This window comes from Stappia albiluteola, assembly GCF_014050225.1.
Classification (GTDB): Bacteria; Pseudomonadota; Alphaproteobacteria; order Rhizobiales; family Stappiaceae; genus Hongsoonwoonella; species Hongsoonwoonella albiluteola.
The window spans coordinates 45,190-69,277 of the sequence record NZ_JACFXV010000067.1; the positions used below are offsets into that span (position 1 = coordinate 45,190).

A 24,088-nucleotide genomic window follows, 5' to 3' on the forward strand; every position below is an offset into this window, starting at 1 on the left:
GCATGCAGTCAAATGCGGATTTGCGCAACCGGATTGTTCCTCGATGGGGAGGCTAGGGGAGGGGCGAGCCCATGACTATTGAAAATACGACGCGGCTTTCTCCGCAATCGACTTTCTCGCTGGGCGGATAGTCGGTTCAGGAAATCGTGCTGGCCGAGGTCGAAGCCTTGCGCTTGGCGCCCTGCGTCCAGAAATAAGAGTGACGTTCTTCGGTCGGCGTGCAGCTATAGCGCTCCCGGTAGCATTTGGTGAAATGCGACGTCGAAGCGAAACCACACGCGATCGCCACGTCGAGCACGGCGCGATTCGTTCGGCGCAGAAGGTCGCGGGCCGTCTCCAGGCGCAGCTTCAGATAATACTGGCCCGGCGTGCAATCGAAATGCCGGCGGAATAGCCGCTCAAGCTGGCGGGGGCTGAGATTCACGGTCAGGGCCAGCTGCTGGCACGACAGGGGATCCTCGATATGCATGTCCATGATGCGGATGGCGTCGAGGATCTTGATATTGGCGATGCCGGTACGGGTCTCCAGGTCGTGGCGCTGAGCCGATTCGCCGGAGCGAATGTTCTGGTAAAGCGCCACTTCCGCGATCTCGTGGGCAAGATGGGCGCCGTGACGAATGGCAATCATCCGGAGCATCATGTCGAGCGCGGCCATGCCGCCGGCGCAGGTAATGCAATTGCGGTCGATGGCGTAGATGTCGCCGGTGACTTCGACATCCGGGAATTCTTCCCGGAAGGAGCGAAGGTTCTCCCAATGAATCGTACAGCGGCGGCCTTCGAGCAGATTGTAGCGGGCAAGAACATAAGAACCCGTGCAGACGGCACCGTAGGTCCGCCCGCGCGCATTCAGCTTGCGCAGCTTCGTGCCGAGTTCCTTGTTGAGCGGAATCCGCTCGACATCGATCCCCGCGCAGACAAGCGTGATATCGGCGTCCTCGAGGTCCTGCATCGACGCATCGACGGAGACGCGGCAGCCGTTGCTTGCCTCCACTTCGCCGCCATCGACCGAGTAGGTCTTCCACTCGTAAAAGCTTTCGCCCAGCACCCGGTTGGCCAGCCGCAAGGGTTCGATCGTCGATGAAAATGCGATCATCGAAAAGCGATCGAGAAGGATCAGGGCGACCCGATGCTTTTCCTGCTGTCCAACGCCGCCGGCCATGCCAAGACCTCTTCACGCCAACTGGACTTGCCGACTTCCGCTTCGCAAGAGGCGGCGGAACAGTCGACCATTCCTTATTAGATAGGGCAAGAGTGTGTAAGGCAAAGGCCGATGTCAAATAGTAATGCTATACATATCTGTGATTATATTATGGAGTGCCGGCCAAGGGCGGCTGTGTGTTCAGTATATAACTTCTGACTTTGCGATTTATATTGGTAATCGTAGCGGCCTGATACGTTGAGCGCTTTACCTCTGGTTCTCGTGCGACGCATTGTCGTAAAACCGACATGAATTCGGGTCAGTCGAACGAGGCAATGTTTTCGCGCGTCTCATTGTGAATTGGCACGCCGGATTGCTCTGCCGGTCAGCCGTACTTTTCTTTGATCGTTCGAGTTCTGCTTCCGGCCGGCCGATTATTTGCAGCTTCGGACAGAATTACCGCAGACCAAAAATTCGCACCGGAGCGCTGAGGCCGCGCATGCGATGGGCGCCGAAATCCCTCAGTGTCTCATCGAGGCGCATTGCCACGGGCTCCGTCAGCAGGACAGCGTGGCCGAGCTCTTTTGTCAGCGATTCCGTTCTGCTGGCCAGGTTGACCGCCTGTCCGATCACTGTGAAGTCGAGGCGGTCCGGCGAGCCGACATTGCCGAAGAAGGCTTCCCCTTCATGCAGCGCTATCCCGGTGCGAAGAGGATGCCATCCATCGATTTTGTCCAGGGGACCCGGCTTTTCCTCATTCAGCATTGTAATACCCGCCAGCGCCATGCGCGCGGCCGCCACCGCGTTTTGGGCAGACTGCCGTGCCTCGTCTTCATCCTCGAACGGGAAGACCGCAAGCAGCCCGTCGCCGATGAATTTCAGCACCTCGCCTCCGCAGGCGATCACTGCACCGGCCATTTGTTCGAAATAGGCGTTGAGAATTTCGGTGACCGCCGCCGCCGGCACATGATCGGAAAGATCCGTGAAGCCGCGCAGGTCCGATACCCAAAGGATGGCGCGGATCGGTTCGCCCGATCCGCGCCGGATCGTACCGCCCAGGACCTTCCCCGCGGCAGCCCCGCCCAGATAGGTTTCAAGCGAGTTGGCGGCCACCTTGAGCGCGATCTGCCGCTCCAGGTGAAGAGCGAATATCTGAAACAGCCGACGCAGGAGCACGACCTGATCGTCCCGCAGGCCGCCGGACTGGCGCGTCGCGAGGGTGGCGGCGTTGTGGTAGGCGCCGCCGGTGACGAGCGGGACGGCCACGTAGTCCGTAAAGCCTTGCGAGGCGAGATCCCGGGTTATGGGGAAGCGCTTTGCCTGCTCTGGATCGCTGATGTCGATACGCAAGCGCTCGCCGAGTTCGATGACCCGGTAAAGCGTATTCTCCAGGAAAGCTCCTGTCTGGCGCGAGCTGTCATCGACTTTCATTTCGTCGGCAAGTCCGTCGATGACGTTCCAATTGTAGGCGAAGCCCATCAGGAGCGGGTGTAGCGTGCCGATATGAATGGTGGACCGGTCTACCGGCAGGCCGCAGGCGACCAGTCGCCAGACGAAATCCTCGAAAAGCTCGAGCAGGTCGTCGCATTGTACCGCCTTCGTCAGCAGCCATTCCTCGAACTCCGCAATGGATAGCCAGTCTGGAGCACAAGTCCGGCCGCGTGCCGACCGCCGCAGCAGGACCACTCCACGGGGATAGTCTCTGGGTGCCGGATCCAGGGGCGCGAAGGACTGTCGGGCTTTCATGGTGCAAGCGGTCTTCTTCAGCTGCCAGCGCGACATGATACGCGAATCGTCGCCGCGCGGAAACCGCGCCGACGAAGCAAGGCCTGCATCAAGGTATTGAGATTTTTAGGAAAAGATGGTGGGCGATACTGGGATTGAACCAGTGACCTTTCCGGTGTGAACGGAACGCTCTCCCGCTGAGCTAATCGCCCTGTCGCAATCGTTGCGTGGCGGTTATCTATTCTAGGCCAGTTGGTTAGGCAATAGGCAATCTAAAAAAATACCGGCCGGTTGAAACCGCCTCCCGTACACCATTTGGAACTCTGTGCTTTTTCGTTCACGGCGGGCAGTGGAAAACGGCTCTGCGGCACGGATTTCGTTCACTTTGCCTTCCGCCTTGCCGCGATGCGTGCCGTGCCGAATTCCGGCCGCGATACCGCTCGGGCAGTGGTAAAAAATTTTTCTCTTGACTTAACGCCGCGTAACTAAGTTTTCCTTCCTATTGACCAGCCATCTTAAGCGTTATGGCGAGTATATCTCGTTTCGATGGAGGAGGATGTTGAACGATTATCTCTTCAGATTGCAAAAAATTTATGCAATGAGGTGTTAATTTTCATTAATAAATTTGGATAACTATGCGAAAAAACATGAATATTCTGTCTGTGGATTGCATTGCGAATTAACGCGAATTTAATACGTTGCCGCCAGTTATGATTGCAAAAAAAAGAAGTTCAATCACTGGAAGAAGTAACAACGATCGCGAAGGAACATCCAATGCAATCTCTCAAGGCGTCTATCCTAGGGTTAGTGGGTACCCTTTTACTTCTTGGGCAGGTCAACGCCGCTGGTGACCGCGGGACTGCCGATGAGGCCTCCTCAATGCTGGGGAATGCGGAGGCTCACTACAAGGCGGTTGGACGGGATCAGGCCCTGAAGGATTTCTCGGAAAAAGGCTCGAACTGGGTCGATCGCGATCTTTATGTCTTCTGCATGGACGATGCCGGAGTAATCACCGGTCACGGAGCGAATAGCGCCCTTGTGGGGCGCGATCTGTCGGGCCTGAAGGATGCCAACGGCAAGAAGTTCATAGTCGAGATCATCTCGACTGCAAGGGCAGGCGGCGGCTGGGTCGATTACCTTTGGCCGAACCCCACCACGAACAAGCTGGAATCGAAGTCTTCGACCGTAAAGGGGTTCGGCGACGATATTTGCGGCGTGGGAATCTTCAAATAGCGCTGCCCAATGGCGGGAGCCAGCCGCTGACGCTGCATGAAACCTTCCCGCATCGAGAAAGGAAGCCGGTGGGCGCGTTCACCGATCGGCTTCCACCCACCGGGAACGAATCGTACCTGTTCGAGTTCGTCTGAGTGGCCACAGATCGCCCCCCGCGGCAATCCGGCAGCCCCGTGCTTTCGGACATTGCCGTCGTCCCCTCCGGATTGTCTTTTCGTACGCGGAGACCGCTCATGAAATGGTTCGCCAGCCTGGCTTTGGCAAAGAAGATGTTTGTCGCCCCAATCTTCCTGCTGGTCGGATTGGGGCTCGTGTCGGCCATTTCCCTGATTACAGTTAATCAGCAGAAAGTGGCCCTGGATACGCTGAACAACGTTCAGATCAAGGCCTTCGCCGATATGGCCGATGTCAAGGATACCCTTTCGTCAGGGCAGCTGGCGCTCTATGCGCTCATGAACATCGTCGCGAACGATTCCGACGCCACCCGGATCAATGCGCTGCTCGAAGAAGCGAACGCCGAACTGAAATCGGTGGTCACGAAGTTCGAGGCGCTCGATCTCAGTGCCCTTGGCAATGACGAATTGCTCGCCCTCCAGCAGGAAGCGATAGAGCACGCCCGCCAGTTCCAGGATGCAGCGCTCTCCACATCCGACATGGCGATCATCGACGTCACGGTCGCGAATATCACACTCAACACCACGGTCGAGCGCTTCCGTGTGCTTGAAAAGGATGTCGCTGCCCTCAATCAGGCGGTCGACCGCCTGCGCGGTGAGGCCACCTTGGCCACGTTGGAGGGGGTCGGGGAAGCGGAGCGGTTGCTCCTGATCATCGTCACGGTCGTCGCCGTGGTCGGCATCCTGATCAATTGGCTGGTCTCCCGGATGATATCGCGGCCGGTTGTGCAGATGATCGGGTCGATGACAGCACTGGCCGCGGGCGACACGGCCGTTGAAGTGCCTGACACGGCGCGCCGCGACGAAATCGGCAAGATGGCTCAGGCGCTCGCCGTGTTCCGCCGGAACATAACGGACATGCAGCGCATGGAGGAAGAAAAGGTCGACCACGAGAGACGCGAGACGGAAGCGAAGCGCGCGAGCATGAATGCGCTCGCCAATGACTTCGAGGCGCGATTCGTCGGGATCGTCGAGACCGTCGCTTCGTCGTCTTCCAGGATGCAAGGCACGGCCCGGTCGATGTCCGCTGTGGCGGAGTCGACCCGCGAACGTGCTGCCGAGGTGGCCACGGCCGCCGGAAACGCGTCGAACAACGTGCAGACCGCCGCATCCGCAGCGGAGGAAATGGCGGCTTCCATTGGCGAGATCAATCGTCAGGTCAGGGAAGCTGCCGAAGTGTCCAACCAGGCGAATGCCGAAGCTGTGCGCTCGAACGACTCGGTCAAGGGATTGGCCGAAGCCGCCGCCAGGATCGGCGAAGTGATCGACCTGATCCGTGGCATTGCCGAGCAGACCAACCTGTTGGCGCTGAACGCCACAATCGAGGCCGCGCGCGCGGGAGAGGCCGGCAAGGGCTTCGCCGTCGTGGCATCCGAGGTCAAGAACCTCGCGACCCAGACCGCCAAGGCCACCGAGGACATCAGCGGCCAGATCGCCGGCATGCAGGCTGCGACCGGGCATGCAGTCGATGCGATCAAGGCAATCAGCGGCACGATCGGCCGGATTAAACTGATTTCCGACACCATCACGGCCGCCGTCAACGAGCAGGGCCTTGCGACCCAGGAAATCGCCGCAAGCACTCAACAGGCGGCGAGGGGAACGGAAGAGGTCGGCGAGACGATCAGTGTCGTGGCGCAGGCTGCCTCGGAAACCGGGGGCGCGGCGCAGGAGGTCCTCGGCGTTGCCGAGGAGATGTCCGAGAACGCACAAATCCTTCGCACGCAGGTTGAAGAGTTCCTCAACCGGGTTCGTGCGGCTTAGCGTGATTTCCGATTGCGCAATCGACTCCTCATCTGCGGGAGGCGCACTGACATGAAGCACTTGCCGCGAAGACGGGACTGTCTTTGCGGCGAGGTCCCGCGCTGAAACGGGCGGCGCGTCCGGTTTCGCGCGCCGTCACCGTCACCATCCGCAGGCTTCGCGAAGCGGTTCAATCTCTTCGGCGAGTTCGGAAACGTCGAACGCGACCTTTATGCTGCGTGCCCGGTTACGGTTGGGCGTGACTTCGATCGCAAGGCTGCCCGCCTTCAGGATTTCCTCGAGAACGGGCAGGGCGCTGCGCTCTTCCCATAGGCCCAGATATTTGTTGCTGGGCGAAGCCTCGAACTGCCAGGTTCCGATCGCCTGTCCGTCCAGGCTGTAGCGGATGAGGCCGAATTCCCTGCCTTCCATGAATTCGTCGACGAAATGGAACCACAGCGACGTGTGGCCGCGAAAACAGCGGATATTGATTTCCGCGAATTTCCAGTCGTCGAAATATTCGTTGTGGAATTTTCCCCGGGACGACCGCTGCAGCGTGATGGTGGCCGAGCCGTCCTGCGCCGAGCCCTCTTCGCGCACGAGCCAGCCGCGTTGGGCCGGCTCTATCGTCTGGGCGGCCGCAGGATGGCCGCACGTCAATACGGTAACGAGTGCGAAGACGGGAAGCCGCATCATCGTCTTCCTCGAGGTTCGGCCGTCGTCGCCGCAGCGAGGCGGGCAGCGCGTTTCAGCTCGCGACCGCCGCCCGAAGGCTTTCCACCGCCGGCCACAGGTCGTCGAAATGGGAGATGATCCGGTCTGGGGAAAGCTCGCTGACCGGCACCGGCGTATAGCCGAACGTAACCGCGACGACCGGGATCCCGGCGGCGCGCGCGGCGTCGATATCCGTCTGGGAATCGCCCACCATCACCGAGCCTGCGGCCGTGCCGCCCGCCTGTTCGATGGCGCCAAGGACCGGCATCGCATCCGGCTTCGGCTTCTCGAACGTGTCGCCGCCGACAATCGCGTCGAAGAGGTGCGACATGCCGAGGGTCTCGATCAGGGGTCGGGCGAGGCCCTCGATCTTGTTGGTGCAGATTGCCGTTTTCCAGCCCGTGTCGCGGAAACGCTCGAGCGCGGCAATGACACCTGGGAAGGCATGGCTTTGAACGGCGATATTTGCCGCGTAATACTCCACGAGACGCTCGTAAAGGGGCTCGATCAGCTCCGCATCGGCTTCGACGCCATTTGCCGCCAGACCGCGCTGCAGCAGGGAGCGGGCGCCATGGCCGACCATCGTGCGCACCCGCTCGGGATCGATGGCATTGTAGCCTGCGCCTTGCAGGGCGAAATTCAGGCTGGCTGTCAGGTCACCCATGGTTTCGACGAGGGTGCCATCGAGATCGAAGACGAGAACGGGACTGGTCAAGCGGGTTCCTCCTGGATTTGGGCGGAAGGGCTATACGCTTTCCGCCCGCCTCGCAAGAAGAGGCTTAGCCCAGATTGTAGGCTGTCCGGAAGCCGCCATAGTGGCGACCGTTGACGAAGATCGGGGCGTCGGCCTCGCTCATCCAGACGATCTTGCCGCCGCCCATGTCGCGTGGCCAGGCCTGCAGCAGGAACGGGCGGGTATTGCGGACCGCGGTCAGGCCGGCGGTGTCGTTGTAGAAGCGCCGGTGCCGGCTGTGCGCGGCGTTCCAGAGCGGATCGTTCGGCCGTTGCGGCTGGGAGAATGCCTTGTTGTGGACGGACAGGAAGGCGTTTCGATCCAGCGAAACGCAGAAGATCATTCCCGATGAGGCGTATTTGGCGAGGATTTCCTCCTGGATCGGCGGGATGATCTCTTCCAGCACCTTCATGGCGCGGGTCTGGTATTGCATGGGGTCGGTGCCGGGGATTTCGCAATATTCCGTGTCAAACAGCGCTTCCAGCGTGATCATGCGGCTGGCGAGCGCCTTTTCCATCGCCTTGCCGATACGGGCGGCTCCGTCCTGCGCGACCTCTATCTTCCACTGGGCTTCGCTGATGATGCCGGCAATCACCTTCTGGACGGCGGCATTTTCCGCGTCTCCCATGTTTTCGAAACTGCAATGCAGTCCGTGATGGGAGCGATTGGCGATGCGCACTTCAAGCCGCCCGATACCGGATATATCGACATGGCCTCTTGCGCCGGCGGAGGCTTTTGTTTCGCCCGCTGGAATGAGCAGGGCTCCGCCGGCGGAAATATCCCGCGTCTTGGCGGAAATCCGCTCTCCGTTGACGGTCAGCTCGGCCGAACGTTCGATCGGATAGCGGTCGTGCTTGCGGCGGTTTCCAAGCGCGCTCTGGCGGATCATCATCGTGAAGCGGCGGTTCAGGTCGGCGCTCAGGGCCGCCATTTCGTCGCTCGCCTTGTTGGCGGCGGAGCCTGCCTGTTCGGCCAGATCGGTCGCGTTCACGATGGTGTCGACCTTGTCGACGACCGCATTCACGAAATCGGCGGTCCGGTGGGCTGCCGCGCCGATTTCGTGGGTTGAGGCGACCTGGTTTTGCACGCTCTCGACGACGACGGCGAAGTTGGGCCGGATTTCGCCAATGACCTGAATGATGCGGTCGACCGCCTGGATGCTCGTTTCGGCGGAGCTTTGCAGGCGGTCGATATTCGCGACGATGACATCGGTCGCTCGTTGCGTTTCCACGGAGAGCGCCTTTACTTCGCCGGCGACGACAGCGAACCCTTTGCCCGCTTCGCCCGCGCGCGCGGCCTCGATTGTGGCGTTCAGGGCAAGCAGGTTGGTCTGTTTCGCAACGTCGGAAATGAGCCGGACGACATTCGCGATATCGTCGACGGCATCCTTCAGTTCGCGAATACCGGCACTCGCCGTATCGGCGATCGAACGGGCTTCGTCGGCAAGCGCGCTTGACTGGCTCACCTGCGCATCGATCTCGTTGCTCGCCGTCGCAAGCTCGTTGATCGCCTCGGCCAGTCCCTTGGCGTTTTCGTTGGTGGCGTCGGATTCCGTGCGCAGCCTCAGCGATTCCTGCCGTATTTCGGCAAGGCGCTCGAACTGCTCGCCGATCCTGCCCCGCAAACCGGTGGCCCCGGAAGCGATTCCCCGGGCCGCCGCCCGCAGATCGTCCTCCATCAGATCGAAGGTTTGCTCCATCTGCCCCGCAAGGTCGGCGGTGCCAGCGAGCTTGCTGTCGCAATTCGTCACGGGATCGTTTTCGATCTCGGCTGGCTGTGTGACTGCCAATTCCGTCTGTATCTGCTTTCTGCCGGCAAAGAAGCGCATTTACCTACCTCGATCCCGAAAATTTGACCGTATCGTAGGGATAATTGGCAAGTTGACTGAATCTTAGGTTAATTCACATGAGATATTAGAAAATTCATATAATAAAGATCGTGCTGCCTGCCCCCGCGAAGACTGGGCAGGCAGCTTCGGGAAATTACGAAAGACGATAGGCCGTGCGGAATCCGCCCCAATGGCGGCCGTCTACGAGGATCGGCGCATCGACCTCGCTCATCCAGATAATCTGCCCGTTGCCCATGTCTCTGGGATAGGTTTGCAGCAGGAAGGGGCGGGTGTTGCGCGCGGCGGAAAGTCCGGCCCGGTCGTCGAAGATGCGGCGATTGCGGCAATTGGCAGCGTTCCAGACCGGATCGTCCGGCCGCTGCGGTTTGGAATAGACCAGATTGTGGACGGGCAGGTAGCCGTTGCGATCGACACTGGCGCAAAAGGTCATGCCGGATCGCGCGGCGCCGGCCAGCACTTCCTCCTGGATGGGAGGCAGGATTTCGTCGAGTACCTTCAACGCGCGATTTTCGACCTGGATCGGGTTGGTGCCGGCAATCGGTCGATAGTCGGTGTCGAACAGATCGGCGAGCGTTAGGCGGCGGGTCTTGATTGCGTCCGCCATGGCGAGCGAAACCCTGGCTGCCGTTTCTGTTGCCAGTTGGATTTTCTGCTCGGCATCGCTGCGCACGCCCGCGATGATGCGCCTGACCGCGCTGTCGACGCTTTCCTCCAGGTGTTCGAACGCGCAATGCAACCCGTTGTCCGACCGGCCGACCACACGCACGCGCATGCGGCCGATGCGGGCAAGCTCCAGTTCGCCGCTGGCAGGGGGCTGCAGGCTCGTTTCACTGTCCGGCACAAGCAGTACACCGCCTTCCGACAGATCGCGTGTCTTGGCGCCGATCGTGGTCTGGCCGATCTTCAGGGTTGCGGCGATCTCGATCGGATAGCGGTCGTGCTGTCGCCGGTCTCCGGCCGAACTCTGCCGGATCATCATCGTGAAACGACGATTGAGTGCGGCACTCATTTCCGTCATGCCGTCGCTTGCTCCGGCTGCTGCCGATCCGGCTTTTTCGGCCTGGTCTGTCGCCGTGGCTATGGCATCGACCTTGCCGGCGACCTCCCGCACGAAATCCGCGGTTTGCCGCGCGGTCATGCCGATTTCCTGGGTAGCTGCGACCTGCTGGCGGACGCTATCGGCAACGGCGGCAAAATTCGGCCGGATATCGCCGATCACATTGATGATGCGATCCACGGCCAGGATGCTGCCCTCGGCCGAATGTTGAAGCCGTTCGATATTGGCGACGATCACGTCCGTCGCTTTCTGGGTCTCGACCGAAAGCGACTTCACTTCATTGGCGACCACCGCGAAGCCCTTGCCTGCCTCTCCCGCGCGGGCGGCTTCGATCGTGGCATTGAGCGCCAGCAGGTTGGTCTGCTTGGCCACATCGGAAATAAGCCGGACCACGTTCACAATGTCGTCAATTGCGCCTTTCAATTCATGGATTCCGGCGTTTGCCGTATCGGCAACCGTGCGGGCTTCCTCCGCAAGCTGGCTCGACTGTTTGACCTGGGTGTCGATCTCTGTGCTGGCGGTTGCAAGTTCCTCGATGGCTTCGGCGAGGCTGTTCGCGTTCTCGTTCGCCGCTTCGGCCTCCGATCTGAGCGTCTGCGTATCGCCGCGAATTTCCGTCAATTTCTGCATCTGTTCTTCGATGCGGTCGCGCAGTCCATCGGCGCCGGACGCGATATTGCGCGCTGCCGCCCGCAAATCCGACTCAATCAGATCCAGCGTATTGGAGAAATCCGAAGCCGATCTGGTGCTTTCAGGGGAACTCAATTCTATAGATGTCGTAAGGGAAGTATTTGATTCTTGAGAAACTATTGCCGCTTCGATCGTTGCGGAAGGTTTTGATTTTCCGAAAAAGCGCATGTATCGGGCTCCCGCTAGCCGCGAATGGTAGTTGTTGATGGCGTACTTTAAGTTCATCGGGCTAAAAGCATAGTTAACATCTCTCATTATATGAATATTTGCGTATCCTCCCTCCACGTTCCGGACCCGGATTGGCGCCGCCGCTTTGCCTTGCGCCTGCGCCATGCTAAACCGCGCCCGCGCGCCAGCTCGGGCCGGTGCGGATCGGATCGGATTGGGAAATAGGCGGGTTTATGAGCGACCAGATGAAGGCGAAGGCGGCGGCCGCTGCCCTTGAAGAGGTGAAAGGCGGAATGCGGCTTGGCCTCGGGACGGGGTCCACTGCCGAGCATTTCGTCCGCCTGCTCGGGCCGCGAGTGAGAGCTGGCCTCGACGTGGTCGGCGTCCCGACCTCGGAGCGAACCGCGGCGCTGGCGCGGTCGGAAGGTATCCGGCTGGCGACGCTCGAGGAATTGCCCGAACTCGACCTCACCGTGGATGGGGCCGACGAGCTTGATTCCGAGCTGGCCCTGATCAAGGGCGGCGGCGGCGCGCTTTTGCGCGAGAAGATCGTTGCAAGCGCTTCGGCGCGCATGATCGTGATCGCCGATGCATCCAAGAAGGTCGAGACGCTCGGCGCCTTTCCGCTGCCGATCGAGGTCGTTCCATTCGGGCTTGGCGCGACGCGCCGCGCAATTGCCAAAGTGTTGGAGGAGCTCGGATATACACCCAGGCTGAGCCTGCGCGGCGGCGATGCGAGCCCTTATGTGACCGACGGCCATCACCATATTTTGGACGCGGATTTGCGCCAGATAGGCGCGCCCCGCGCGTTGTCGGATGCGTTGCTTCGCATTCCCGGCGTCGTGGAGCACGGTCTTTTCCTGGGCTTGGCTGCGGCGGCCTATATTGCTGGCGATGCCGGCGTCGAAAAGGTCGAGCCGCGCCGCTGAGCTGGTCGGGCGGGCCGGCCCGGCGCGGGGAAGCGAGTTTGCACACCATAGGCCGTCGATCCTCGCAAAACTTCGGGCGACGGCTGCTGGATCAACCGACCTTCGATCGGAGTCGATTGAAGGTCCGGAATTCGATCGATACCAAAGTGCTGGACCAATACGGTTCTTGAGGGAGATTCTGATGTTCAACCGAGCCTACAAGCGTATCGCCGGCGGCCTCGCCGTGGCACTTTCCGCTGCCGTTCTCGCGACCGGCGCTTTTGCGCAGGAGCAGAAAAAGCCCGAGCCGGTTTCCGAAACCCACCTGCAGGCGGCCAAGGAGGCGGTTCTGGCCGCAAAGGTTCTGACGCCCTACGACAATTTCCTGCCGCTCATTGCCGAGCAGACCAGGACGCTTTTCGTGCGCAGCAACCCGAGCGCCGGCGCTGAAATTGACGAAGTCGTGAACGAAGTTGCGCTGAACATGGTGGAAAAGCGCCCGGAATTGAACCAGATCGTCTACGAAGTCTGGGCGCGTCGATTCAGCGAGGAAGAGCTGAAGGAGATCGCGGCCTTTTATAATTCGCCGGTCGGGCAGAAGTTTTCCGACCTTGGCGGCGAACTCACGGCGCTCTCTGTCGGCGCAGGCAAGCAGTGGAGCGACCGGATTTCGGCCGAAATGGTCTCGATCGTTCGCGATGAGCTGAAAAAGCGCGGCTACATCGACTGACCGGCAGCTCCCCCAATTCAAGACGAGGCGGTAATGGCGGAATTCGACTACGATCTTTTTGTGATCGGCGGCGGTTCTGGCGGCGTGCGCGCGGCCAGGATAGCGGCGACGCATGGGGCGCGGGTCGCGATAGCGGAGGAATACCGCTACGGCGGCACCTGCGTCATTCGTGGTTGCGTTCCCAAGAAACTCTTCGTCTACGCCTCCCGTTTTGCGGAGGAATTCGAGGATGCTGGAGGATTCGGCTGGACCGTTGGCGAGAGTTCCTTCGACTGGCAAAAGCTGGTTGAAGCCAAGGACGCGGAGATCACCCGCCTGGAAGGCATTTACCGCCGCAACCTCGAGCGGTCCGGAGTCGAGATATTCGACAGCCGCGCCGTGATCGAGGACGCCCATACCGTCCTGCGTCTTTCCGACAACCGGCGGATTACAGCCAAGTACATCCTGGTGGCCGTGGGCGGCACGCCGAACGTGGATGCGGACCTGCCGGGCGGCGAGCATGTGATCACCTCGAACGAGGCTTTCCATCTCGCCGATTTCCCGAAGCGGGTGGTGGTTGCCGGCGGCGGTTATATCGCCGTCGAATTCGCCGGCATCTTCAACGGCCTGGGGGCCGAGACGACGCTGATCTACCGCGGCGAGGAAATCCTGCGCGGCTTCGACATGGACCTTCGGCGTACGCTGCATGAGGAAATGGAGAAGAAGGGCATCCGCGTCATTTGCGGAGATATCTTCACGTCGATCGAAAAGACGTCGTCCGGGCTCGTCGGTATGACCCTTAAGGGCGAGCGGATCGAGGCGGACAAGATCATGTTCGCGATCGGCCGCCGTCCGAATACCGCCGGCCTCGGTCTCGAAAAGGCCGGGGTGGAAACCAATGCTACCGGCGCGATCGTCGTTGACGGCCAGTCGCGGACCAACGTGCCGTCCATCTACGCGATCGGCGACGTCACCGACCGGGTGAACCTGACGCCGGTGGCGATCCGCGAAGGCCATGCCTTTGCCGATACGATCTTCGGCAACAAGACCTGGATGGCGGATCACGACCTGATCCCGACGGCCGTCTTCTCGCAGCCGGAAATCGGCACCGCCGGCCTGACCCAGGAAGAAGCGGCGGCGAAATACCGCAATCTCGACATCTATCGCTCGTCCTTCCGGCCGATGAAGCACACGCTGTCCGGCCGCGACGAGAAGATGCTGATGAAAATGATCGTCGACGCCGATACGGACAAGGTGCTCGGTGTCCACGTGATGGGGGCCGACGCGGGCGAAATGGCCCAGCTTGTCGGGGTCGCGTTGAAGATGGGAGCGACCAAGGCCGATTTCGACGCCACCATGGCGGTGCATCCGACGGCGGCGGAAGAACTCGTCACCATGCGGGAACCAAGCGAACGGATCCGCGGATAGTTCAAAGAAAAAGGCGGCCTTGAGCCGCCTTTTTTGTATCAGCCGTCCTTCAGAATCCTGACCAGCCTCTCGATTTCATCCTCCGTATTGTAGGCATGGACGGAGGCGCGCACGACCGCGTCCAGTCCACGGTGCGGGAAGTCGATGCGCGAGGACGAGGCGCGCGAGACGGAGACGTTGATCGAGCGGGCGGCGAGCCGCTGCCTCGTCGCGTCGGGGTCCTCGCCGTCCCTGGTGAAGGTCACGATCCCGCATTTGAGCTTGCCTTTATCGTGAATTCTAAGGCCACTAACCTGCTTCAACTCGTCGCGCAGCAGGCCAGCCAGCCCATTCACCCGGCGCTCGATGCGATCAAGGCCGAGATCGAGCGCATATCGCACCGCGGTCGCAAGGCCGATCTGGCCGGCATAGTTGCGCTCCCAGGTCTCGAATCGTTTGGCGCCGGGAAGCCATTCGAAACGGTTCTCGTCGATCCAGTTGGTGGAATCGAGTTCGGCGAAGGGCGGATCGAGCCGGTCGCCGATGGCGTTCGAAACGTAGAGGAAGCCGGTGCCCCGGGGACCGCGCAGGTATTTTCTGCCAGTCACCGCCAGCATGTGGCAGCCTAACCGGTTGACGTCGAGCGGCATCTGGCCGGCGGACTGGCAGGCGTCGAGCAGGTAAAGGAGACCGTGCCGGCGGGCGATCTCGCCCACCTCCTCGGCAGGATTGACGAGGCCGCCATTGGTCGGCACATGGGTCAGCGCGATCAGGCGGGTTCTGGGGCCAATGGCCGCCTCCAGCGCCTTCAGGTCGATCTGTCCGCTTTCGTCATCGTCGATCAGGTCGATCTCGATGCCGGCGCGCTGTTTCATCTGGAGCAGGGCGACGTAGTTGGAGACATATTCCGCCCGCCCTGTGATCACCCGGTCGCCGGGCGTGAAGGGGATGGCGTAAAAGCCCATGTCCCAGGCGCGGGTGGCGTTTTCGGCGTAGGCGATCTCGGCAGGAGTGGCGCCGATCAGATCGGCGACGGCATGGTAGAAATCGTCGATTGCCGGCCGGGCGAGGGCCGCCGCTTCGTAGCCGCCGATGGTGGCTTCCCGGTCGATATGGTTCTTGAGGGCGGTGGTAACGGCGCGAGGCGGCAGCGAGCAGCCGGCATTGTTGAAATGGGTGACGATGTCGCAGCCTGCAGTATCTGCACGCAGAGCCGCGATCTCGTCGGCGGAGAAGGGACGGCCGGCATCGGCGCTTGCGGACATGGACATGCTCCGGGCGGAAAAGAGGAAAGGATGCTGATCAGCTATTTCGGATATGGCTCGCTCGTCAACCGCGCGACGCTGGCAAGCGATGTGGTCGCGCTTCCCGGCAGGCTTGAAGGCTGGAGGCGCGAATGGCGGGTGGTCGGGCGGCCTGCAGAGGCGGACGGCGCGGGGAGGGGCGCCTGCGCGCTGACCGTGCGCCCGGAGCCGGGATGTGCGATACGGGGCGTCCTGCTCAGTGAAGCCACGGCGGGCCTTGCGGCGCTCGACAAACGGGAAGCGCGCTACGACCGGATAGACGGCATTTCCCACCAGTTCAGGCCCGACGATGGAACCGCGGGCGTTCCCGAAGCCGTCTTTCTCTACAGGGCAAAGGCCGAGCACTATCGCTGGGGCGACGAGGATCACCCCATCCTGCAGAGCTACCTCGACTGCGTGCTGGCCGGCTTTCATGAAATCTGGGGCGAGGCGGGCGTTGACCACTTCCTGGAGACGACGGACGGCTGGCATGCGCCGATCCTGGCCGACCGCCATGCACCGATCTATGCCCGCGCGGTGACGCTGGAGCCTGATCTGACGGGGCTCTTCGACGAACGGCTCGCCGCGCTCGACCTGAGGTGGGTCGATCCCTAGATGCAGGGGAGGCCGGTCAGACCAGGCGCATGCGGCCATCGGCAACGGCGAAAGGCTCGCCACCGGCCGTGAGCACCGCCCGGTCGGTCATTTCGGCAAAATCGAACATCGCGTGGAGCACAACGTCATTGCGGCCCTGGTAGATTGCGGGCCGGTAGATGACGACGCCCATGCGATCGTCGAAACGGCAATAGGTGTAGTCCGCCTCGCCGACAAGTCTTCCGCCCGCCGTAACGTGGCATCGGCTTTCGGTGTCGTAGGTCACCACATGGGTGGAGATGTCGGTGAAATCGCCGTCCCTTGAGTGATGGACGCCGGTCCACTCGATACTCAGCCCCACAAGGCTCTCCGGTGCCCGTGCCATCGGCTTTCCTCCCGGTTCCAGGAAAGCGCAGAAGGAGGGGCGAGGCAAGGAAGGCAGGTTGGCGTTCGTGGCGAGCCCGCTTATGGTCAACCTGCCGCATGGCGTGTATAAGGCGGCGCGCGGGCTTGTTCGCAAAGCCTGTCCTGCAAATAGGCAAGGGTTTACAAAGGAAGCGTCCGGCCGACGAAACACAGGACCTGGAGCCGGCGCTGTTCAGGAGTTGAGACAATGGCGGAGAAATGGACACCGGAAACCTGGCGGTCGAAGCCGATCGTGCAGGTGCCGGATTATCCGGATCAGGAGGCTCTGGCTGACGTGGAACGTCGCCTTTCGTCCTTTCCGCCGCTCGTTTTTGCAGGCGAGGCGCGAAAGCTGAAGAGCCAGCTGGCGGATGTCGCGGCCGGCCGCGGCTTCCTGCTTCAGGGCGGCGACTGCGCCGAAAGCTTCGCCGAACATCATGCCGACCACATCCGCGACTTTTTCCGCGTCTTCCTGCAGATGGCCGTGGTGCTGACCTATGCCGGCGCCCAGCCGGTGGTGAAGGTGGGCCGCATCGCCGGCCAGTTCGCCAAGCCGCGCTCCGCGCCGATGGAAAAGCAGGACGGCGTCGAATTGCCGAGCTATCGCGGCGATATCGTCAACGACATCGCCTTCACGGCGGAAAGCCGGATCCCCGATCCGCAGCGCCAGGTGATGGCCTATCGCCAGTCGGCGGCGACGCTGAACCTCTTGCGGGCCTTCGCGCAGGGCGGTTTCGCCAATCTCGACCACGTGCACCGCTGGATGCTCGGCTTCGTCAAGGACAGCCCGCAGAGCCACCGCTACCAGGTGCTGGCCGACCGGATCTCCGAGGCGCTGTCCTTCATGCGCGCCTGCGGCATCGATCCGGACAACTCGCCGCAGCTGCGTTCGACCGACTTCTTCACCAGCCACGAAGCGCTGCTGCTCGGCTACGAGCAGGCGATGACGCGCGTCGATTCCACCTCCGGCGACTGGTATGCCACCTCCGGCCACATGATCTGGATCGGCGACCGCACCCGTCAGCCCGACCATGCGCATGTGGAATTCTTCCGCGGCGTGAAGAACCCGATCGGCCTGAAATGCGGTCCGTCGCTGGCGCCGGACGAGTTGCTGAAGCTGATCGACATCCTCAACCCCGACGACGAGGCGGGCCGGCTGACGCTGATCTGCCGCTTCGGCGCCGACAAGGTGTTCGAGCATCTGCCGGCGCTGGTGCGCGCGGTGGAGCGGGAAGGCAGGACAGTGGTGTGGTCGTGCGATCCCATGCACGGCAACACGATCACTGCCAACGGCTACAAGACCAGGCCCTTCGAGCGCATCCTCAAGGAGGTCGAGGCCTTCTTCGCCGTCCACCGGGCAGAGGGCACGCATGCCGGCGGCATCCATATCGAGATGACCGGCAAGAATGTCACCGAATGCACGGGCGGTGCCCGCGCGGTGACGGCGGAAGATCTGGCCGACCGCTACCACACTCATTGCGATCCGCGCCTGAATTCGGATCAGGCGCTGGAACTTGCCTTCCTCGTCGCCGAGAACCTGAAGAAGGAACGCGACGAGAAGGCCGGCAAGCAGGCCGTCAACGCCTGATCCCTGCCGATCTGCACAATGCCGGCGGGGCTGAGCGCTGCCGGCAGCACCTGATCCGTGATCGCACCGTTCACCGGCCGGCCTCTCGAAGCGGGAGGCCGGCCGGACTATTTTCTCCGGTAAGGCCCCGAAGCTCCGGAGAGATGATATGCTGCCAGCCCTGTTCGTATCGCACGGCGCCCCCGACCTCGCGGTGATCGAGACGCCGGAGCACCATTTCCTGCGTGGGCTTGGCAAGACCTTGCCGAGGCCGAGGGCAATCGTTTCGATTTCTGCCCATTTCGAGACCGACTTCCCGGTGGTGGTTAGCGACCCTGCGCCGAAGACGATCTATGATTTCGGCAATTTCGATCCGCGCCTTTTGGAGATTACCTATCCCGCGCCGGGCGAACCGGCGCTTGCTACAAGCATCGTGGAAGGCTTGGCGGAACGTGGTGCCGATGTGGGGATTGCGCACCGGCGCGGCTTCGATCACGGCACATGGGTGCCATTGTCGCTGATCTATCCGGAAGCCGATATTCCGGTGGTGCAGCTTTCCGTTCAGCCCAAGGAAGGGCCGGAACATCACTTGCAGCTCGGACGGATGCTGCGGGAGGTGGTACCTGACGACGTGCTGGTCTTTGCCAGTGGCGCCCTGACGCACAATCTCGGCGAGTTGTTCGGCAAGGGGCAGATGCCGGCGCAGGATGCCCCGGTGCCCCACTGGGTGAGCGCTTTCGGCGACTGGGTCGGCGAAAGGGTTGAGGAAGGCGACGAGGCGTCGCTGGTTTCCTATCGCAGCCTCGCCCCGCACGCAGTGCGCAATCATCCGACCGACGAACATCTGCTGCCGATCTTCGTGGCGATGGGCGCGGCGGGCGAGGGATGGCAGGGTCGCAGCCTCTTCCGTGGCGCGAACAGAGGCTACATCCGCATGGATACCTTTGCCTTCGACAACACGACCGCAACAGTCTGACGCAAATTGCTTCAAATTTTTCGGAATTCGTAGATTCGGCGCATTTCCGGATTTACCATGAACCGGGCGTGGGATAGGTAATTCGGGCTATCGGCTGCCGTTGGGGGAGTTCTAATCGGCGACAGGCGAAGCTCGCAAGGGGATGCGGAAACGGGGACGGAGATCGCAAGCAGGCCGGGGTCCGAAATGCCGGACGGCGCCAAGCTGCGATGGTTATTGGGGAAAAGCAGCATCGCGATGCCGACGCCGATGAACCTTTCCCGCCTGAGCGTCCTCGTCGTCGACGACAATGCGCATATGCGCACCATCCTGCGCACGATCCTCAACAGCTTCGGCATCCGTAGAATTCACGAGGCCTCCGACGGTCAGTCCGGCATGACCGTTACCCGCGACCAGCGGCCGGACATCGTGCTGTGCGACTGGGTGATGGCGCCGCGCGACGGCGCCGATTTCATGGCGGCGCTCAGGGGCGATGAAGAGCCGGTAGTTGCGATGACGCCGGTGATGATGCTCAGCGCCGATACCCGCAAGGCCGTGGTGCTGAAGGCGTTGAGGCTCGGCATTCACGAGTTTCTCGCCAAGCCCGTTTCGCCGGCGCTGATGTATGAGCGGCTGGAATATATCCTGCTCGAGAACCGGCCTTTCGTCCGCAAGGACGGGTATTTCGGTCCGGTACCGCGTGCATCCATGCCGGGCGGTCCGCGCTTCGTCGGTCCTGGCGGTAACGGCAAGGCGCGACAGGACGGGCCGGAGGACGAGGCGGATGACGGCTCGGCGGTCTTCATCTGATTGCATCGGAAAGGGCGCCGCGATAAACCGCTTGGCATGACAAGCGCTCCTTCCGCCCGTATCGAAAACAGCTTCCGTCTCGCGGTCGCCCAGCTTAATCCGACGGTCGGCGATGTCGCCGGCAATCTGGCACTGGCACGCGACGCACGCCGCAGGGCGGCTGATGGCGGGGCCGATCTCGTCTTCTTTTCCGAGCTTTTTCTTGCCGGTTATCCGCCGGAGGACCTGGTGCTGAAGCCAGCCTTCGTGACCGCCTGCCGGCGGGCGCTGGACGAGCTTGCCGCGGATACCGCCGATGGTGGGCCGGGCGTGGTCATCGGCTTGCCCTGGCGGGAGAACGACAAGCTCCACAACGCGGTCGCCGTGCTCGACGGCGGCCGGATCGAGGGTGTGCGCTTCAAGGTGGACCTGCCGAATTACGGTGAGTTCGATGAAAAGCGCGTCTTTCAGGCCGGGCCGCTGCCGGGACCGGTCGGATTCCGCGGCATCCGCCTCGGAATTCCCGTGTGCGAGGACGCCTGGACGGACGAGGTCTGCGAATGCCTGGCGGAAACGGGCGCGGAAATCCTGCTCGTTCCCAACGGCTCGCCCTATCACGTGGACAAGGCGGAACTGCGCCTGCAGACGATGATCGCGCGGGTGGTGGAGACGGGCCTGCCGCTTGTCTATTGCAACCAGCTTGGCGGACAGGACGAACTCGTCTTCGACGGCGCGTCCTTCGCGTTGCAGGCCGACCGGCGTCTGGCGTTCCAGATGCGGCAATTCGCGCCCGAGGTCGCCTTCTCCGACTGGAAGAAGGACGATGAAGACACCTGGACCTGCGTGAGCGGAGAGGTCGCGAAGCTGCCGGACCGGGACGAGGCCAACTGGCTCGCCTGCGTGACGGGCCTTCGCGACTATGTCGAGAAGAACCGGTTTCCCGGCGTGGTGCTGGGGCTTTCGGGGGGCATCGACAGCGCGGTCGTCGCCGCCATGGCCGTCGATGCGCTGGGGGCGGAGAAGGTGCGGGGCGTCATGCTGCCCTACCGCTACACCTCGCAGGAAAGCCTGACGGATGCGCAGCAATGCGCCGCCGGTCTCGGCTTTGCCTATGACGTCGTGCCGATCGAGGATCCGGTGGCCGGCTTCACGCGCTCGCTTTCCGGGCTCTTTGCCGGTACCGACGCGGGCGTCACCGAGGAGAACCTGCAGTCGCGCGCGCGCGGCGTGATCCTGATGGCGATTTCCAACAAGTTCGGCCACATGGTGGTGACGACGGGCAACAAGTCGGAAATGTCGGTCGGCTACGCGACGCTCTACGGCGACATGAACGGCGGCTTCAATCCGATCAAGGATCTCTACAAGACGCAGGTCTATCACCTGGCGGCGTGGCGCAATGCCAACCGCCCGGATGGCATGAAGGGGCCGGCGGGCGTGGTGATCCCGGAAAATATCCTGACCAAGGCGCCTTCGGCCGAACTGAGGGAAGGGCAGACCGACCAGGACAGCCTGCCGCCCTACGAGGAACTCGACGACATCCTCGAATGCCTCGTCGAGAACGAGATGGCGGTCTCGGAAATCGAGGCGAGGGGCCATTCGCGCGAGCTGATCCACAGGGTCGAACACCTGCTCTACATCGCCGAGTACAAGCGCCGCCAGTCGGCGCCGGGCGTGAAGATCACCCGCAAGAATTTCGGCCGCGACCGGCGCTATCCGATCACCAACCGCTTCCGCGACCGAAGCTGACGGTCGCGGATTCTGCCCCTATTTCACGCGCTCGATCACGACCTTCACGCTGCCGCGGTTGTTCTCGTATTTCTCCCAGGCGTCGTTGGCGAAGAAATAGAGATAACCGTCGTCTTCCGGCAGGAGGGTGCAGCCTTCCCCCACCAGGAAGATCTGGTGGCGCCGGGCGTGGCCATTGTCGTCGACGCCGCGCCCGTTGGCGACGGCACCGACGAGGGAAAACCAGGGAAGGTTTTCCTCCCGGCGGGTCAGCTTGATATTGGCGTGGCCGTTTCCGGTTGCCTTCTCGATGAGGGTTTCCAGCTTGCCGATGCCGGAACTCAAAAGATGGGCGATCTCGCCAAGCTGGAAGACGCCGTCGCTGGTGCCGCCCGGTCCGCATTTGACGGTCAGGCCGTCGATCCACTGGCCGGTTGCCGACAGGCGGTATTCCTCGCCCTTCTTCACGAAGATGCCGCTGTAGTTCCATTTCTCTCCGGCGAAGACGTCGCGGGCGGCGGATTTCTTCTTCGCAAGCTGTATCGTGCGCCAGTAGTCGGGCTGGGCAAGAGGCGGGTTTTCCTGCCGCGCCAGCGCCGCCGGATGGAAGTTGGCTTTCTGGCCGTTCGCGCCGAAGCCCGGTACGGCGCGAGGCCTTATATTGCTCAGGTCGCTGGCGAAAATGCCGGTAAGGGAATCGTGCAGCACGCCATGCGGATCTCCCTTGATCTGCTGCTTGGCGGTGTCGCGAAGCTTCAGGCCCGCCTTCTCTGCCTCCTCGATCATCCATGCAAGAGCGATGTCGGACAGGCCGGTCGCGGCATAGCCGCCGCCGACATCCGCATGCACGCCGGGAAACCAGATTTCGATGGCGTCGTCATGCTGGTGGCAATTCGACCAGAGCGTGGGGGCGAAGACCTGCCGCCGTTCGTCGATCGCGACTGCATGGCGGGCGGTCTTCACCGTCGCGCTGAGCTCGGTGTCGTGGAACTGATATCGTCTCGGATCGTCGACGAGGTTGAGCAGCGCCTGGTCGTCGGGAACGCCAAGCGCGCCGACCGTGTCCCAGACGCCGAGGAAATGCACGGCCGTCTTGCCGGGTGCATCGCCGACGCTCTTGGCGTTGTGGTACGCCGCCTCGGCGGCGACGCTCTCATCATAGGCTTCGCGGCGGTATTTGGCGAAGATGGCATCGACGCAGGCCCAGACTTCGTCCGGCGATTCCGCCGACTTCTTCAGGTCGACCAGGCCGCATCTGGCAATCATCCCTGCAAGGCTGCGAACGGTGAAGGCGCCCCGGCTGAATCCGAACAGGAAAATGCGATCCTTCGGTTCGTATTCTTCCGCCAGCCACTTGTAGGCACTCTTGACGTTCTTGCTGAGGCCGGTTCCGAAGGTTCCCCCCGCAATGCGGGAGAGGTAGCCGCCATCCGTGCCGACGCCCGTATGATAATATCGTCGCTGCTCCTTTCCCTTTTCGGTCTGATCCGCGACTGCCCCCCAGATCTTGTAGACATTGGTCGGGGCGGGAATGCCGCCATCCTTCATGTCGGGGGTGTTCCAGGTTCCGTCGCAGCAAACGACCAGATTCCTCATCGCAATGCCCCAATCGTCAAAATTGTCTAATCTGGAAATGAAATCATGGATTGCCGGAGGGCTGCAATCGGCGGATTTGTCAGGGCGATGCATTTTTCGCGGGCGCGTTCGAGCGCATGGTCAAGCCGGTTTGGCAGTGGAGAATTGCGGGATGAAGTTGCCCCAAACTCCCGTGTCATCCCCGTGAAAACGGGGATCCAGTAGACACCCGCCTCAGTGGCTAAATCTCCGGAGCTGGCGGCTACTGGATGCCCACCTTCGTGGGCATGACAGGGCTTGTGGGCGCGTTGGTGCAAGCATGACAGAGTGAGTAGCCTCTCTGCCGTGTCCCCTCGGCTCGTCATACGCGGGCTCGACCCGCGTATCCACGCGATATCCCCCCTTGCCGCAGCCTTTCGATGGATCGCCGGGTCTAGGCCCGGCGAAGACGAGGGGAGAGGCAGAGCGCCTATCCGACGAGTAAGAGGTGAGACCGGCGCCTGCCCCATCCTCTGATGTCATCCCCGTGAAGACGGGGATCCAGTAGTCACCCGCCTCAGTGGCTACTTCTCTGCCGCAGCCCCTCGGTTCGTCATACGCGGGCTCGACCCGCGTATCCATGCGGCACCACCCCTCTCCCCAGCACTTTCGCGAAAACTAATCCCCGCCTTGCGGCGCACGCTTATCCTTGTTCCATCGCCCGGCTGCTCGTGGGACCGTGATCGGACCGACCGTTCATGTCAGCGAGATCAACCTGCGAACGGATCTTCGATCTGATCGCAGACAAGTTGATCGTCGAGAAAGGAGAGCGCCCTTTTTCGCGGAAAACCGGAGCCCACTTTTCCGCCGGGCGCTCGGGCGTGACGGCTCTGGCTGAAAGGGTGTAACGGCCCCGAGTAGGCTGGGGTGATCCCTATGCCGGGGGGAGCACCGAGAGGTGTCCGGGCTGGG

The 24,088-nt window shown here is 62.0% G+C and carries 19 protein-coding genes and 1 tRNA gene; 10 read left to right on the forward strand and 10 right to left on the reverse strand.

Annotation, left to right across the window (positions count from 1 at the left end):
• Positions 1-136: 136 nt before the first annotated feature.
• From H2509_RS19665 to H2509_RS19675, 3 genes are all read right to left on the reverse strand, one after another.
• Positions 137-1,159: a GlxA family transcriptional regulator gene (locus H2509_RS19665; RefSeq protein ID WP_182168179.1), complete on the reverse strand. Its 1,023-nt coding sequence runs from the start codon at positions 1,157-1,159 to the stop codon at positions 137-139.
• 435 nt (positions 1,160-1,594) lie between these two features.
• Positions 1,595-2,920 (reverse strand): adenylate/guanylate cyclase domain-containing protein, encoded by a 1,326-nt coding sequence (locus H2509_RS19670; protein ID WP_182168180.1) that lies wholly within the window; start codon positions 2,918-2,920, stop codon positions 1,595-1,597.
• Between the two features lie 80 nt (positions 2,921-3,000).
• Positions 3,001-3,075 (reverse strand) — tRNA-Val (locus tag H2509_RS19675).
• A 562-nt stretch (positions 3,076-3,637) separates the two neighbouring features.
• Between H2509_RS19675 and H2509_RS19680 the strand changes: the two genes are divergently transcribed.
• Complete coding sequence (locus tag H2509_RS19680) at positions 3,638-4,096, forward strand: cache domain-containing protein (protein ID WP_182168181.1); 459 nt, start codon at positions 3,638-3,640, stop codon at positions 4,094-4,096.
• Between the two features lie 233 nt (positions 4,097-4,329).
• The gene (locus H2509_RS19685) at positions 4,330-6,030 is read left to right on the forward strand and encodes a methyl-accepting chemotaxis protein (RefSeq protein WP_182168182.1); all 1,701 of its coding nucleotides are present in this window, start codon (positions 4,330-4,332) and stop codon (positions 6,028-6,030) included.
• A gap of 141 nt (positions 6,031-6,171) precedes the next feature.
• Here H2509_RS19685 and H2509_RS19690 read toward each other — a convergent pair whose 3' ends face one another.
• The 4 genes from H2509_RS19690 to H2509_RS19705 all read right to left on the reverse strand — a co-directional run bounded on the left by H2509_RS19690 (position 6,172) and on the right by H2509_RS19705 (position 10,992).
• Positions 6,172-6,705 carry a type VI secretion system-associated protein TagO gene (locus H2509_RS19690; protein WP_182168183.1) on the reverse strand — a complete coding sequence of 178 codons (534 nt, stop codon included), beginning with the start codon at positions 6,703-6,705 and terminating at the stop codon, positions 6,172-6,174.
• Between the two features lie 52 nt (positions 6,706-6,757).
• Positions 6,758-7,438 carry a phosphoglycolate phosphatase gene (gph, locus tag H2509_RS19695; protein ID WP_235975125.1) on the reverse strand — a complete coding sequence of 227 codons (681 nt, stop codon included), beginning with the start codon at positions 7,436-7,438 and terminating at the stop codon, positions 6,758-6,760.
• Between the two features lie 64 nt (positions 7,439-7,502).
• On the reverse strand, positions 7,503-9,284 hold the full coding sequence (locus H2509_RS19700; protein ID WP_182168184.1) for a methyl-accepting chemotaxis protein: 1,782 nt from the start codon (positions 9,282-9,284) through the stop codon (positions 7,503-7,505).
• Between the two features lie 154 nt (positions 9,285-9,438).
• Positions 9,439-10,992 carry a methyl-accepting chemotaxis protein gene (locus H2509_RS19705; protein WP_235975127.1) on the reverse strand — a complete coding sequence of 518 codons (1,554 nt, stop codon included), beginning with the start codon at positions 10,990-10,992 and terminating at the stop codon, positions 9,439-9,441.
• A 461-nt stretch (positions 10,993-11,453) separates the two neighbouring features.
• Here H2509_RS19705 and rpiA point away from each other — a divergent pair, with 461 nt between their 5' ends.
• The 3 genes from rpiA to gor all read left to right on the forward strand — a co-directional run bounded on the left by rpiA (position 11,454) and on the right by gor (position 14,265).
• Positions 11,454-12,149, forward strand: a complete 696-nt coding sequence (gene rpiA, locus H2509_RS19710; protein ID WP_182168186.1) for a ribose-5-phosphate isomerase RpiA — start codon at positions 11,454-11,456, stop codon at positions 12,147-12,149.
• A gap of 181 nt (positions 12,150-12,330) precedes the next feature.
• Positions 12,331-12,858 carry a DUF2059 domain-containing protein gene (locus tag H2509_RS19715; RefSeq protein WP_182168187.1) on the forward strand — a complete coding sequence of 176 codons (528 nt, stop codon included), beginning with the start codon at positions 12,331-12,333 and terminating at the stop codon, positions 12,856-12,858.
• A gap of 33 nt (positions 12,859-12,891) precedes the next feature.
• Complete coding sequence (gene gor, locus H2509_RS19720; protein WP_182168188.1) at positions 12,892-14,265, forward strand: glutathione-disulfide reductase; 1,374 nt, start codon at positions 12,892-12,894, stop codon at positions 14,263-14,265.
• A 38-nt stretch (positions 14,266-14,303) separates the two neighbouring features.
• Here the strand turns inward: gor and H2509_RS19725 are convergent, their stop codons facing one another.
• Positions 14,304-15,509: an aminotransferase class V-fold PLP-dependent enzyme gene (locus H2509_RS19725; RefSeq protein ID WP_182168189.1), complete on the reverse strand. Its 1,206-nt coding sequence runs from the start codon at positions 15,507-15,509 to the stop codon at positions 14,304-14,306.
• A 30-nt stretch (positions 15,510-15,539) separates the two neighbouring features.
• Between H2509_RS19725 and H2509_RS19730 the strand changes: the two genes are divergently transcribed.
• Positions 15,540-16,142 (forward strand): gamma-glutamylcyclotransferase family protein, encoded by a 603-nt coding sequence (locus H2509_RS19730; RefSeq protein ID WP_182168190.1) that lies wholly within the window; start codon positions 15,540-15,542, stop codon positions 16,140-16,142.
• A gap of 16 nt (positions 16,143-16,158) precedes the next feature.
• On the opposite strand, the gene H2509_RS19735 is transcribed toward H2509_RS19730, so the two are convergent.
• Positions 16,159-16,506, reverse strand: coding sequence for a hypothetical protein (locus H2509_RS19735; RefSeq protein ID WP_209002097.1), 348 nt, complete (start codon positions 16,504-16,506; stop codon positions 16,159-16,161).
• Positions 16,507-16,734: 228 nt separating this feature from the next.
• On the opposite strand from H2509_RS19735, the gene H2509_RS19740 reads away from it, so the two are divergent.
• From H2509_RS19740 to H2509_RS19755, 4 genes are all read left to right on the forward strand, one after another.
• Positions 16,735-18,114 (forward strand): class II 3-deoxy-7-phosphoheptulonate synthase, encoded by a 1,380-nt coding sequence (locus tag H2509_RS19740; RefSeq protein WP_182168191.1) that lies wholly within the window; start codon positions 16,735-16,737, stop codon positions 18,112-18,114.
• Positions 18,115-18,262: 148 nt separating this feature from the next.
• The gene (locus H2509_RS19745; RefSeq protein WP_182168192.1) at positions 18,263-19,069 is read left to right on the forward strand and encodes a DODA-type extradiol aromatic ring-opening family dioxygenase; all 807 of its coding nucleotides are present in this window, start codon (positions 18,263-18,265) and stop codon (positions 19,067-19,069) included.
• A 237-nt stretch (positions 19,070-19,306) separates the two neighbouring features.
• The gene (locus tag H2509_RS19750; protein ID WP_182168193.1) at positions 19,307-19,858 is read left to right on the forward strand and encodes a response regulator; all 552 of its coding nucleotides are present in this window, start codon (positions 19,307-19,309) and stop codon (positions 19,856-19,858) included.
• Positions 19,859-19,894: 36 nt separating this feature from the next.
• Positions 19,895-21,583, forward strand: a complete 1,689-nt coding sequence (locus H2509_RS19755) for an NAD+ synthase (RefSeq protein ID WP_182168194.1) — start codon at positions 19,895-19,897, stop codon at positions 21,581-21,583.
• A gap of 18 nt (positions 21,584-21,601) precedes the next feature.
• On the opposite strand, the gene H2509_RS19760 is transcribed toward H2509_RS19755, so the two are convergent.
• Positions 21,602-23,158, reverse strand: coding sequence for a DUF2235 domain-containing protein (locus H2509_RS19760; RefSeq protein WP_182168195.1), 1,557 nt, complete (start codon positions 23,156-23,158; stop codon positions 21,602-21,604).
• Positions 23,159-24,088 lie beyond the last annotated feature (930 nt).

Bases quoted from the DNA above. Each gene is read 5' to 3' on its own strand.
- H2509_RS19665 (WP_182168179.1), bottom strand. From the start codon at position 1,159: ATGGCCGGCGGCGTTGGACAGCAGGAAAAGCATCGGGTCGCCCTGATC.
- H2509_RS19670 (WP_182168180.1), bottom strand. From the start codon at position 2,920: ATGTCGCGCTGGCAGCTGAAGAAGACCGCTTGCACCATGAAAGCCCGA.
- H2509_RS19680 (WP_182168181.1), top strand. From the start codon at position 3,638: ATGCAATCTCTCAAGGCGTCTATCCTAGGGTTAGTGGGTACCCTTTTA.
- H2509_RS19685 (WP_182168182.1), top strand. From the start codon at position 4,330: ATGAAATGGTTCGCCAGCCTGGCTTTGGCAAAGAAGATGTTTGTCGCC.
- H2509_RS19690 (WP_182168183.1), bottom strand. From the start codon at position 6,705: ATGATGCGGCTTCCCGTCTTCGCACTCGTTACCGTATTGACGTGCGGC.
- H2509_RS19700 (WP_182168184.1), bottom strand. From the start codon at position 9,284: ATGCGCTTCTTTGCCGGCAGAAAGCAGATACAGACGGAATTGGCAGTC.
- H2509_RS19705 (WP_235975127.1), bottom strand. From the start codon at position 10,992: ATGCAGAAATTGACGGAAATTCGCGGCGATACGCAGACGCTCAGATCG.
- rpiA (WP_182168186.1), top strand. From the start codon at position 11,454: ATGAGCGACCAGATGAAGGCGAAGGCGGCGGCCGCTGCCCTTGAAGAG.
- H2509_RS19715 (WP_182168187.1), top strand. From the start codon at position 12,331: ATGTTCAACCGAGCCTACAAGCGTATCGCCGGCGGCCTCGCCGTGGCA.
- gor (WP_182168188.1), top strand. From the start codon at position 12,892: ATGGCGGAATTCGACTACGATCTTTTTGTGATCGGCGGCGGTTCTGGC.
- H2509_RS19725 (WP_182168189.1), bottom strand. From the start codon at position 15,509: ATGTCCGCAAGCGCCGATGCCGGCCGTCCCTTCTCCGCCGACGAGATC.
- H2509_RS19730 (WP_182168190.1), top strand. From the start codon at position 15,540: ATGCTGATCAGCTATTTCGGATATGGCTCGCTCGTCAACCGCGCGACG.
- H2509_RS19735 (WP_209002097.1), bottom strand. From the start codon at position 16,506: ATGGCACGGGCACCGGAGAGCCTTGTGGGGCTGAGTATCGAGTGGACC.
- H2509_RS19740 (WP_182168191.1), top strand. From the start codon at position 16,735: ATGGCGGAGAAATGGACACCGGAAACCTGGCGGTCGAAGCCGATCGTG.
- H2509_RS19745 (WP_182168192.1), top strand. From the start codon at position 18,263: ATGCTGCCAGCCCTGTTCGTATCGCACGGCGCCCCCGACCTCGCGGTG.
- H2509_RS19750 (WP_182168193.1), top strand. From the start codon at position 19,307: ATGCCGACGCCGATGAACCTTTCCCGCCTGAGCGTCCTCGTCGTCGAC.
- H2509_RS19755 (WP_182168194.1), top strand. From the start codon at position 19,895: ATGACAAGCGCTCCTTCCGCCCGTATCGAAAACAGCTTCCGTCTCGCG.
- H2509_RS19760 (WP_182168195.1), bottom strand. From the start codon at position 23,158: ATGAGGAATCTGGTCGTTTGCTGCGACGGAACCTGGAACACCCCCGAC.